The 12,853-nt window shown below is 37.4% G+C and carries 6 protein-coding genes and 1 pseudogene; 6 read left to right on the top strand and 1 reads right to left on the bottom strand.

Going from position 1 to position 12,853, the window contains the following annotated elements; all coding sequences use genetic code 11:
* Window positions 1–44: 44 nt before the first annotated feature.
* Window positions 45–344: pseudogene (gene tnpA, locus BMW37_RS02315) on the top strand (IS200/IS605 family transposase); the annotation flags it as partial.
* A 15-nt stretch (window positions 345–359) separates the two neighbouring features.
* Here the strand turns inward: tnpA and BMW37_RS02310 are convergent.
* A complete protein-coding gene (locus BMW37_RS02310; RefSeq protein WP_143047588.1) occupies window positions 360–7,046 on the bottom strand; it encodes a hypothetical protein in 6,687 nt (2,228 codons plus the stop codon).
* Window positions 7,047–7,641: 595 nt separating this feature from the next.
* On the opposite strand from BMW37_RS02310, the gene BMW37_RS02305 reads away from it, so the two are divergent.
* The 5 genes from BMW37_RS02305 to BMW37_RS02285 all read left to right on the top strand — a co-directional run bounded on the left by BMW37_RS02305 (window position 7,642) and on the right by BMW37_RS02285 (window position 12,827).
* Window positions 7,642–8,865 (top strand): hypothetical protein, encoded by a 1,224-nt coding sequence (locus BMW37_RS02305; RefSeq protein ID WP_093317492.1) that lies wholly within the window; start codon window positions 7,642–7,644, stop codon window positions 8,863–8,865.
* 338 nt (window positions 8,866–9,203) lie between these two features.
* A complete protein-coding gene (gene nadK / locus BMW37_RS02300) occupies window positions 9,204–10,154 on the top strand; it encodes an NAD(+) kinase (protein ID WP_093317490.1) in 951 nt (316 codons plus the stop codon).
* Between the two features lie 235 nt (window positions 10,155–10,389).
* On the top strand, window positions 10,390–10,968 hold the full coding sequence (locus tag BMW37_RS02295) for a YniB family protein (RefSeq protein ID WP_093317487.1): 579 nt from the start codon (window positions 10,390–10,392) through the stop codon (window positions 10,966–10,968).
* A 109-nt stretch (window positions 10,969–11,077) separates the two neighbouring features.
* Window positions 11,078–11,896 (top strand): lysophospholipid acyltransferase family protein, encoded by an 819-nt coding sequence (locus tag BMW37_RS02290; RefSeq protein WP_093317485.1) that lies wholly within the window; start codon window positions 11,078–11,080, stop codon window positions 11,894–11,896.
* The gene (locus BMW37_RS02285) at window positions 11,886–12,827 is read left to right on the top strand and encodes a phosphatidate cytidylyltransferase (RefSeq protein WP_093317482.1); all 942 of its coding nucleotides are present in this window, start codon (window positions 11,886–11,888) and stop codon (window positions 12,825–12,827) included. Before BMW37_RS02290 ends, BMW37_RS02285 begins: the two co-directional genes overlap by 11 nt.
* Window positions 12,828–12,853: the final 26 nt, after the last annotated feature.

Genomic DNA, 12,853 nt, shown 5'->3' with positions numbered 1-12,853 from the left:
AAATTGTTTTATGATTTTTTGAAGCAAACAGTGGGTGATTGTGTGTTGAAATGGACACAAAAGCCGAACACGTTCACATATTGATTGCTTATCCACCGAAACTCTCACTAAGTATGATGGTGAATAATTTGAAATCAATTAGCAGTCGTTGTGTGCGTATTTTAAATACACATTTACGCAAGGGGACTAATAGTGGCGTGCTTTGGTTACGATCTTATTTCACTTGTAGTGCTGGAGTTACAAAAATAGAAAAAACTAGAGCGTATGTACAATCGCAAGAAATCCCAAGTTTGCGCCCTTATATCCACGCCCGACTGGGCGATGGGTTACGGGCTTTTTGCTAAGGTTGATGACCTGTTTTAATTTCGTCTATACCCATAATAATGCGGTGGGGCAAAGCATTTTTTACCCTTTTGAATGACTCTGGCATTTTGATCGGTTGTTTTGACATACACACATACAGTATATTGCTCATACCCATAATACCAATCTCTTCCTCCTTGCCAACTGCCTTGTACTGCATTGTCATGGTGTCCTGCTTGAACAGGGAAAGTTCGACTCGAAACAACCGCTTTTGTCATTGGATTCACAAAATCGACTCGGTAACTTTCAGTTGTATCTGGAGTATTTCCAGGAACATTCGGATTAACATAGTCATATTCCACCCATTGTCCTGTGGGTTTTACTGCAGATGAGGCCGTCATAATTTGTATGAAATTCGCCTCTGGCCAATTTTCCGCTACTGTAATTGAATTGGCGAACTCATCTGTATTACCGGTAATTTGATTACCATCTTTGGCGGTTGCGATAACAAAAATTGTTTTGCCTAAATCTGCATCTGTTGGAGTAAAACTGTTACCTTCTACAACACGAACAGTTTGACCTGAGATAATACGCCACCTAATCAAAGACGTATCATTTCGATTGCTACCTGGTGTGAAGCTATAATCAGCAACTAAAGGTGTATTGGGCTCACCATTTCCGGTGATACGATTGACCTTGATAGAGGGAGCTTGATATGTAAGAGAATTAGTTGAGTAAATAGGTGTTCCCTCTACGCCCGAACGATCAATAGGGGTAATTTTTAATCTGAGTGTTTTCCCTGTATCTTTTGATAATACCGTATATGCATTAATGCCATTGACTTGATTGGTGCCGACTAATAGTCCTGTTTGTACAGTTTGGTCATCTGCAAGCCATTCATATCTTGATGCGTCGGCAGGATTAGCGCTAGAACCGGGTTTATAAAGATAGGTAGCAGTCATGACTGCACTTTGTTCAAAATTAGCTGAAATGACAAGTGAATCAATCGAGGGTGCATTCGATTCAACTGTATTCGCGCTTATGACCGAAACAGTATTCCCCCCAGGGGTATTAGCTGAGTCAGCAGCAGTAATTTCTAATTTAATATACTGACCAACATAGTCTTGACTAAGATTAAAAGCAGGTGCTAATCCAGATTGAGTGATTCGACTCTGTTGTTTTTGAACGTCATTAGCATACCAAGTCACAATAGAGGCATCTGTCGCATTCGGTCTACCGGTTCTAAAATCATACCTTCCTGAGAGTTGATTGCTGACCAATAGTTTATCAGCAGGATTACCATTTAGCGTAATGATTGGATTACTCACTGTCGGTGCTTGTATGACTACAATTGATTGATCTTGCGCGGTATTACCTTCGTTATTACTTCCATCCCGAGCCGTCACTCTTAATGTAATGATGTTGCCAACATCATTAATTCCAATGGTATAAGGTTCAATACTTCTAGCTGGACCTACGCTCCCTCGTAATCTCACCGTGTCAGCTGATAGCCAAGTATAAATCGAGTTATCCCCTCTAATTGAACCTTCAATAAAAGTTGTATAGCTACCCGTTAGCCTATGAGTTGGCAGAAGAATCTCTCTGGAATTTGCATAAGAAATCGTGACGCCATCGACAAATGGAGGGGTAAAAGCGGGTCTCACGGCTGTAGTATTGTTCGCGAATTTCTGATTACCAATGATGTCATTCCCATCAATAGCGGTCACTTGTAATCCGATTATTTTACCGACGTCTTGTGCGCTAAGTGGATAGGGTGCATCAAATGCTAATACTCTATCTTCTGTATTGTCTTTGAGCCAAGTTGCACTAGAACGATTGACACGATTATTGCCGAAGGTAAAGGTCGCATTAGCTCTCAGGGATTGATTTTCTATTGGGTCACCTGCAATTGAGAGCGTATCAACACTTAGAGCTTGATAAAATAGTGTGTTAGATAGCAAGGTTTGGCCCTCTAACTCAGAAGCATCCTTAGCAAGTATTTCGAGGCGAATGAGTTTCCCTACATCGGATTGGGTAACTTGATACGCATCTTCTCCACTGACACTACCAACTGTAGTTACTGGTTTAAAATCAGCAACAGGTAGGCCACCGACTAACCATCTATACATTGAAGCATCAGCATTATCAGCGCTGACACCAGGCTTATAAACATAGGTGCCAGAAAGCATTAATGAGCCTGGAACATTAAATTTAATGGATACCGAATCAATTGTAGGGGATTGATTAACCATGCTACCAATGACTGACTGGCTAAAATTACCTTCAATTCCAGCTGCATCTTTTGCGATCATCTCTAAACGAATTAATTGACCGATATCATCAGCCTGTATGGTAAATCTGAGTGGATTTGAACCAATAATACCAGATGTCACTCCTCTATTTGCTACCCATGAGAATAAAGAACGATCTTCATTGCTCTCAGAGCCGGGTTTAAAATCATAGGTTGCACTCAATATATGATTGGGTAAGTACCTATTCGTATTCGGCGCTGAAAGATTGGTGATGGTTAAATTGCTAATTTCAGGTTTGATGATGGTTGGAGCAGGAATTAAGTAAGTTGCTGATTCAGATTGTCCAACAATCCCTGCTAAATCTCTTGGGTGTATTGTTAACGTTAGCGTTTTCCCTGCATCAGTATGATTGATGGTTAAGGGCGGTAGACTTATTGTCCTATCGGCTATTGTTCCATCTGCTATTGGCGTTGGACGATTGATCTGCTCAGATGCTATTCCTGTCCAGCTATAAGTTGAATTGTTATTGGGATTCGATGATATCCCTTCTATAAACGTATAAGACCCTTCAACAGAAACATTCCAAGGATTTGTTGAGGTATTAATAGGCGTTATTTTAATATTTGAGACGCTAGGGGGCATGACAACTGTATTAGTCGCGGCATTAGCTTCATTACCAATATTACCTAACCCGTCTTTTGCTATCATTTCTAACTCAATGACTTGCCCTGCATCAGATGTTTGTATTGTAAATTCTATAGGGCCTTGAACTGTACCTAATTGATTACCTGATGTCGCTTTCCAGAGATAACTTGAAGCATCACGATTATCCATTGAACTCGGTGTGAAATCATATTTTGCAATAATTGTGTCATTCACATAGAAAAAGGCGCCATGTTGTTCATCTTTATTTTCTAATTTGAGATTGTCTATTTTAGGCGGTAATTGTTGAGTCGGTGCTCTTGTAGTCGCCGTTTTTGTTTCACCCAACCATAAATTACCATCCCTAGGTGTCATGGAAAGCGTAATAAGATTACCAGCATCACTAAGAGATAGAGCAACAGGGGCAATGTGACCGCTGTCTGATTCATTCGTAATGCTTCCCTCAGCCGGTGAAGTTAGCCCTGTCCAGGCATAGGTAGAGTTATCATTAGGTTTATCAGTCGTGCTTGGCACATAAGTATAGTTTGCATCAAGTATCACTTGATAGGGGGAATGGCTAATTACATCTGTGCGAATGGTTAAGTCTTCAATACTAGGGGGAACGGGCATGGTGAATGTTGCGGTATCAGCCTGCCCTGTTTGTCCCGCTAAATCTCTCGGTGTCACCGAGAGGGTGATCACGCGGCCTATATCAGTTGGACCAAATACATAATTTCTCGTATTAATGTTAGCATTGCCGCCAGACCAGAGATATCGCATGTCATGTGTTAGATCTTCATTCGCATTGGTTGAAATGCCTGGTTGGTACTCATAATTTGCGCTGAGCATGCCAAAGAAAAAAGGTGAATATGAAGTGGTCGCATTAATAATGCGCGTATTTTTTGCTGTAGGCGGCGCTGAATTCAGAACGTAATTAGCCTGAATTTCAGAACCAGCAAAGTCAAGCGCATTGATAGGCGTAATTTTAAAAGTAATGACTTTACCTAAATCAGCACTGGTAAATTGATATGTTTTGGTTTGTGACGCTACGAGAGTCTCATCAATCCAAAATGCGTAGGTGGATTTATCTGTAGGATCATTTGGTATATTCGAATCAAAATCATACTTTGCGGTTAATGTAGAGCGATAGCTTGGCAAGCGGACTTCATTGCTTGATTCAATTACAAGATTAGAGACAGTCGGAGTCGGTATGATGGGAGATACACTCTGCGTTAGTCTATTGCCAATACGATTATTTTTATCTTTTGCTCTGACTGATAATGTTATCTGCTGACCTATATCATCAGTACTAACAATATAGGATCCTGTTATGCCAGATTGTGTTACTGTTATTCCTTCAAAATCATTATTCTCAGGTTCATCCTTGCCCCAAAAATAGAGTGACGCATCTTCATTTTGTACTGTTGAATTTGACGGGGTGAATATATATCGCCCTGTGAGCTCTGTTCCTGTTGTGATGACCGAGGTATCCGCGTCAATGGATAAATTTTCAATTTGCGGTAAAGACACAGACGCTAAGCTTTCCAAACTGACAGAGTAGGTGTTGCTCCCAATTCCATATCCATTTAGTGCTAAGATACCGACTTCCATGACTTGCCCTAAGTCTTCTTCAGTCAGTGGGCGTAATTTAAAGCTATTATGCCCGATGATGCGATTTTCCCCTGCTGTTTGTGAAGCAGGGCTTAATTTGCCTATTGCTTGACCTAAAGGTGCAAATTCATAAACGGATTGATTAAGGTTACTTTCAGGATCATTTGAACTATCAGGTTCATAGACATAGTGAACTTCAATCACTTCATCTTTACCCAACAAACCTGTTAACCAAAGTGCGCTGATAGTAGGCTCTTGAGATAATCCATTTTTATCTTGGCGCATACCTAATGCATCTGTATTTAAAAACACTTGCATAAATCGTGTTGCTATATTTGCCCCAATTGGAGGAATAGGTTTGGGTATAGGCATTTTACAATCTCTTACAGGCAAAGTTTTAGGGTCAAGTAAACAGTCAAAATTGACAAATGCAGGCTTGATAACAGTATTTAGCGTAAAGAAATCCCGTCTGCTAGCCTCAGGAAATAATGGATTATTTGCATTGACAAGTTGTGGGTATGATGAAATAAGTTCCCCTGAACCACTTGGGTTATTTTGAATGAAATCACTATCAGGAGCGGCATCTTCTAGTGTTAATGGACGTGTTGATGGGTATTGTCCCCATAATTTAGATGCAACAAATGGGACTTTGATTTGTCTGCCTGTATCTGGATGACCAGATTTTGTTTTTGGGGTGAAAATAAAAGCAGGCCTCGCAAGGTGCGCTATTTTTTGAAAGCTGCCAGGGCCATATTCGAGTTTAATTGCACTTAAGAAGTTACCGCCAATAGCATCAAAATTATACAATCCACCCTGACCAGGTTTTATCACTTCAAAACTGATATTATCAACTACCTGTACATCATCCCAAGATTTAACTTCATTCCAAATGAATTCCGATTCATAGCCTAATAAGCCGATTAAAGCATTTGTCATTTCTCCCGATTCGATAAGGTCAGCAACTTTTTGTTTAAATGCAGCGAATTTTTCACTTTTGGGTTCAACGACAAACCATTCGATTTGATCTGATGAAATATCACAACTGTCGCCATCAGCGTCAGCAATCCAAAAGTAAGGCCTAAAGTATTTTAGTTTTGCTTTATTATCTTCTAAAGGCACTTTTAGTGCTGGAAAGTTTAATTGCTCTGCTAAATTATCTAGCTGTTCGTATGTTTCAATATCTTGATTTCTAAATTGACAAAATGCATCTGGTATATATGCCACTGCACCTTGGCGAGGCCTTGATTCTGGTAATCCACCATCGACAGCATGTTCACCAGTATATTCTATTGCCAAAGTTCTAAATTGATTACCGTGATATCCAATCATCGTTCCATTTGAGGCATAAAGTGCACCAATTGAACGAACATAAGGAGGCCTACCAAGCTGAACGACTCCCCCTGTTGTGCTTGGGGCGGTACCATCAGCTTGCTCTGTTGGATTATCTCCTAAAATAAAACCAATATTTTCTTCAATGATGTCACCTGATTGGCTCGGTGGGTTTTGGGCAAAATATTTACTTAAATCCCAAACTTGCAGTGGCATGCCATTTACAGGTAAACCATACTTAGATTTTACTTGTAAGGTGAATCCTATTCGCTTACCTAATGCCGCAGTGGGAATTTCGACTGCATCTAATGTATTTAAACTGATCGCTTTTTCTCTTAAAGGTGGGAAATTATGCTTGTTTTGATATTTTTTAGCCACCTCTGAACCTGCTTTAATCACATATTCCTCAGGGATCTCGATTGGATTTAACTCTTCCCATTTTAACGAATCAGTCCATGGAGTGATATTGTCTAGCATATACCATTTTACAGAAATACCTGTTCCTATCGTTGAATCACAGGGATCAAGGTCAAGATCAACAAAATTAAAATGGTTAAAAAAAGGAGCAAGAGAGGTATTTTCTTTTGCAGCAACCATATCAGAAGGAAGAACCGAGCAAAAAATATCTGGGACATAGGCAATGCTTCCAACAGTAGGTATTCTTACAGAAGAATCTTCATTTAGTGTCCATGGAAAATAGTGTGTTGTATTGGTTTCACTATCATGTACCTCAGTCAGTAATTTAGCACCAACAGATTGCATGTATGGATAATATCCACGGATTGGTTTTTGTTCTATTTTTTTTGACATGATTTCAGCATAAACATCACTATGTAATCCCATACTTAGCAATATAAAAGAGAAAATTGCAATTGGGTTTATATTTTGTTTTTGAAATTTAATTTTCACAATAATCATCCTGAAGTTTGAATTTTAAAATATATCCTTAATGTGGTTTTTATATCATATTATATTAATGATGTCCGTGAAGTAAATAAAAATAAGATATTAAATATTTATTTTTTTATATAATAAATTTATATTGTTTTTGCTTTTTATTTTGTTTTCTTGTTTATTTTTATATTGTTTTTTTTGGCTTGGGTGCTATATTCATTAGTCTTTTTGTTTGCTTGTTTATATTGTTTTTTTTGTTTTAATTGTTGATTTCATTGTTTTTATGTTTAAATAATTAATTAATAATTTTATTGGTTGTTGTTTAATTTTTATTGAATGAAGAACGAATAAATTAAATGTGCTAGACTTTTTTATATTATTTTGTGTTATTATTGATTTGACTTTTTTATATTTTATTTATACATATTTAATTATATTTTTCTTTTTGTTTAAAATATAAATTTTGAATGAATTAATTAAATTTTATTTGGTGTTTTTTGATTTTTAATCAAGGAATCTGTCTTTAGATGTGATATTGATTTCATGTCAGTTGAAGAATGCGGGGTAATTCTCGTAAAGTAAAAATTAAAATACTGGAGAAGGATATTCCATGAGGTATCAATGTAATTTAAAAAAAATGATCGTGTTAATAACGATTTTTAGTGAACCCGCTATCAGTGCCACCCTATATCAAAAACAGGCTCACACCGAGATTTATGGAAGTTCTCCTTATTTTGACTCAATCGGTTCTAAGGTAATAAAAAGTGATAGAGTCATTGACGGTGTATTGCAAATTAGCGTGGGTGCAATGATAGAAGTACCGAGTCATGAGTATGAATTTAATAGTCAGATTAAAAACCCATTTTTTTCATTCATTGATCATGATAATGATGTCGCAACCGTGCTGGGTAATGATTCACCAGGGAGCCTTCCAACCGATCTTATTCCTAGTAAATTTACCCAAGTTAGGTGGTTTATTATAGAGGCAGCAGAGGGATATAAATTTGCTGATGAAGTGTCTAAATCAGGTGAAATTATCACTAGATGGACGCCTGAGCAGATTCGTATTGTTTCCGAAATTACTGATGGGCGTAATGTCAATTTTTTCACAGATAATAAAAATAGTAAGTCACTTATTGTACCTGAAGCTGCAGTTGGTTATCGTATTGGATTTTGGGTGCTTCCTGAAACTGAAAATGGTATACCTAATGCTGGAAACTGGATTAAGGTTTTCGACCTCAATAAATTTTTTTCACAAAAAGCACCAAGTGGGCCTGGTCCAGGAGAGTGGACTGATACTAATCATCCCCATAATCCAGATCCTGATATTGCATGTATTAACTTAAATTGTGGTATTCCAAGTGTAGACAATCCTGGCGGAGGAGGGGGACTTGTCACTGGTGCTGATTGGATTATTAATATTTATGATGTCATAGACCCAGACGATCCAAGTAAAGATATCCTAGCAGACACTTCAGATACGGCTCGTGTTAATCATGAATATTACGCGACTATACGAATTTTAGAAGATAATTCTGTTGAAGGAATTGGGGCTGTTTATCGAGATCCAACAGAAAAAGAGTTAGAAACCTTAGAATGGGAAATTATCAATTTAGAGACTGATGAAACGATAGCGTCTTATAGTGAAAAGAATAATCCAACACGTGTTAATAACAATGCAGGCACGATCACAATTGGCGCACAAACATTTAAACGCTACTGGTTTAAAACTCAGTTTACCAATGCAGAGGCGCAACAAATATTACAAGAAACAGGACCTCAATATTCAGAGCAAGGTTGGGGGATTAGGGTGAAAATAGTTAAAGATGAATAATAGCTTGTAAAAATAGAGGCTATTTCTATTTTGAATGAGGTATTAGAGAACGCGTGATTAGTCTGAATTTGCCATAATATGACATATGGGCTAAGTCAGTATGGCAATATGAATCGTTTTGATGAAACGGCAGCTAATCTGATGTAAGTATAAAATAATGTGATGTATTACCTATCATTTTAATCGAGATATTCACTTAACTATAAACGATTAGCAAAATATTTTTCTATTGACATATGAAATCTTTAAAGACATAGTCTAAGCTATAATATGAGCTAATGACTAGATGATTTACTGAAGTGCTTTAGTAAATCATACCTTTTGAGGATTTTATTGGTATGTTAACAACATCGACTACTTATCATCAACATCATTTTGGTACCATCGCTTTGATAGGTCATCCTAGGTTAGCAGCGGCTCTCAGCACCCATCGACAGCTACATGATTGGTTGACTGTAGAAGGATATGATGTATTAGTCGAAGAGACCTTGGCGCCTAAACTGCAATTACAGGCTATGAAGTGTGCGAGTCTTGATGAGATTGGTAAGCTTGCAGATTTAGCAGTTGTAATTGGAGGGGATGGAAATTTATTACGTGCCGCCCGAATTTTAGCGAATTATGATATTAATGTCATAGGGGTTAATCGAGGTAACCTTGGCTTTTTAACGGATATTGATCCCGATGAAGCGGTAACGCAACTTAAACGCGTTCTAATGGGGGATTACATCAGTGAAAATCGGTTTTTGTTAGATGTTGAAATTAAGATAAAGTCCTCTAAAAAAAATAAAAATAATCAACAAATAAAATCTCATAAAGAAGACCACGAAAAAACGACTAGCTATCGCAGTAATGCTATCAATGAACTTGTGCTACATCCTAGGAAGATTGCACATATGATTGATTTTGAAGTGTATATCGATGATCAGTTTGCTTTTAGTCATCGCGCTGATGGGCTGATTATAGCGACCCCTACAGGCTCTACTGCTTACTCACTTTCAGCAGGTGGGCCAATCTTAACCCCTGATTTAAATGCACTACTTCTTGTCCCCATGTTTCCTCATAGGTTAACTGCTAGACCTTTAGTGGTAAGTGGTAATAGCCAAATTAAACTTAAATTTCCAAATATTAAAAATAAATTAGAGGTCAATTGCGACAGTCAGGTTGCATTAATGGTTCAGCCTGGTGATGAGGTATTAGTTCGTAAGGCAGAACAAATGCTTAAATTAATCCATCCAATTGGTTATAGTTACTTTAATACATTAAGTAATAAACTTAACTGGGCTAAATAATTTTTTAATCTTGCGATTATAGTTACTTATGATTAAACAAAGGGCGTAATCAACTAGCATAAAGTAGGTTTTAGAAAAGCTGATATGATTAACTTTTGGCTCATAAAAAGGTAAATTTAAGCATTCATGTTGCTAAATTCCGTGATTTAAAGGAGATTACTGCATTGAGTGCTTTTAATTATTCGTAATAAGACGTAAAATCTCCTAATTAATTAACATTTGTTGGAGAATCCCCATGACTTATCAACTTGCTCGTACCTTAGCCTATGTCAAACTTGTATCTGGATGGTTAATCTTTACTGTATGCTTGCTTTGGACTACGTGTGGTGCATTACAATCTTTGTTGGCTTATAGCAAAGTCACTACGACAGCCTCCGGTGCAAATGAAGAGGGTAATATCGCTTTTATTATTGGCATTATTCAATCTGTTATTGCAACGCTTGAGACCAGTTTAGCTAAAATGAATTTTATTGGTTTCTATTGGTCAACTGCTCCAACACCTACCATTGGCCATGGTTTTTTTGGTGATGGAAATTTTTCATTTTTTATTGTGTTTTGGGGAATGTTCTTGGGTATGGCATTAGTACAATCAAGTGATAAACTTTTCAGGCAAGTCAGAAATGTTAAGCAAACAGTTGAAAGTTTATTGCTTATTGAATCTGCTCGTGGTGAAACTGTTCAAAGCCGAGATGAATTAATTTCTCAATTAAAGTTAAGGCATCACTCTGTTTTCGTTCAATACTTTCCGCTTTATATTTTTCCGATTATTATTATTGCTATTATAAACTTTGCATTAGGTTTTTTAGGCATGTAATCAATTTTTTACGTGTTATTGCAGTTTCTGTAGTCATCAATAAAATGTGTGATTAAACCCATCTCAACTGCCTGAGTGAGATTCACTTAGGCAGATTTAGGAGTTAGCTATGGAATATACCCGTAAAGAGCTTAGCTCTACTGAATGTACTTCAAAGATGACCGTAGATGAAACTGAAATCCAGTCATCAAGTCAAGATGAGCTAGAATTATCCTCAATTCCTAATCCAATAGAGAATTCAACTCCTATTGAGACTGATATACAAGCAGAACTCACCCGAAAATTTAATCAAAAGCGAACGCCTAAGAGTAAGAAGGCAAAATGGATAGAGCGTGGATTGATATTCACAAGCCGAATCTTTACTGGTATGCATGTAAATGGGTTAGAAAACGTCCCTTCTGGACCTGTTATTTTTTATGCTAATCATCAAAGTCATTTAGATGGACTAGCTGTGTGGTCAAGTTTACCAGCAGATAGACGGCAGCAAGTTCATCCTATTGCCGCTAAATCTTATTGGCAAAGTTCTAAAATAAAAAGATATATTGCTAATGAAGTTTTTAACGCATTGTTAATTGACAGAGAAAAAGAGGGGCGGGTAGTTGATCCTGTTTCCCAGATGTCGGCTTTATTGGAAGACGGGGAAAGTTTAATCTTATTCCCTGAAGGAACTCGTGGGGATGGCCATGAAATTCATCCCTTTAAATCAGGTCTTTTTCATCTAGCACAAAAAATGCCTTCAATTCCGCTTGTGCCAGTATATTTACATAATCTTCATAGAGTCTTGCCGAAAGGGAGCAAACTCATCGTGCCGATTTTATGCCAAACTACTTTTGGACAAGCAATTGAACCTATTTCACCCACAGAGGATAAATTTACCTTTTTGGCGCGTGCGCGCTTTGCATTGGAGGCGTTAAAGCATGATATTTGAAGATGAAAAAATAAGATTTTTGTTATTAGGATTAGCCGTATTTTTAACGATAGCCTCTATGATTGGTTTTGCATTAAGCAAAAAGGTCAAATCTGAAAGTCAAATAGCCACGGTAAAGAACTTAAATGCACGAATTATAGCTTGGTGGGTGATGTGCTGGGTGTGTGTATTTGCAATGGCATTTCATACACTAGGGACGGTTTTATTGTTCACTGTGATTTCTTTTTTTGCGCTTAGAGAATGTATTACATTGATACCGACTCGTAGAGGGGATCATGAAGTGCTATTTTGGTGTTTTTTTATACTTCTACCTATCCAGTATATTTTAATTGGTCTAGGCTGGAATGCGCTCTTTACCGTTTTTATACCAGTGAGTGCCTTTATCTTGATTCCAACTCGAATTGCGATTGCTGGGGATGCTGAACATTTTATGGAGCGCACTGCTAAAATCCAATGGGGGGTGATGGTTGCAGTCTATCTAATTAGTTATGTGCCTGCGCTATTATTATTAGATATTGAAAACTTTCAACAAAACAATATTAGCCTTATTCTCTTTTTACTGATTGTCGTCCAACTATCTGATGTCTTACAATACATTTTTGGTAAATTATTTGGTAAGCATAAAATTGCCCCATTAATCAGCCCAAATAAGACGGTTGAGGGATTTATTGGTGGTATCTTATCTGCCATCGTGATTGCAATGACTTTGTCATGGTTAACCCCTTTTAATTGGTGGCAAACCGGAATGATCGCGTTTGTATTAACCTTAGCAGGCTTTATGGGTGGGTTATGTATGTCAGCTATAAAGCGCGATCAAGGTGTAAAAGATTTTGGTGTTCTGATTAAAGGCCATGGTGGCATGATGGATAGAATAGATTCATTGTGTTTCTCAGCGCCATTATTTTTCCATATTATTTATTACTTTGCTTAGTTATTTGAACGTTCATAGAATGCAAA

This window comes from Thorsellia anophelis DSM 18579 (genome assembly GCF_900111395.1).
GTDB lineage: Bacteria > Pseudomonadota > Gammaproteobacteria > Enterobacterales > Thorselliaceae > Thorsellia > Thorsellia anophelis.
Note: the sequence above shows the minus strand (reverse complement) of the source record. Positions and strands in the feature narration are given on the sequence as shown.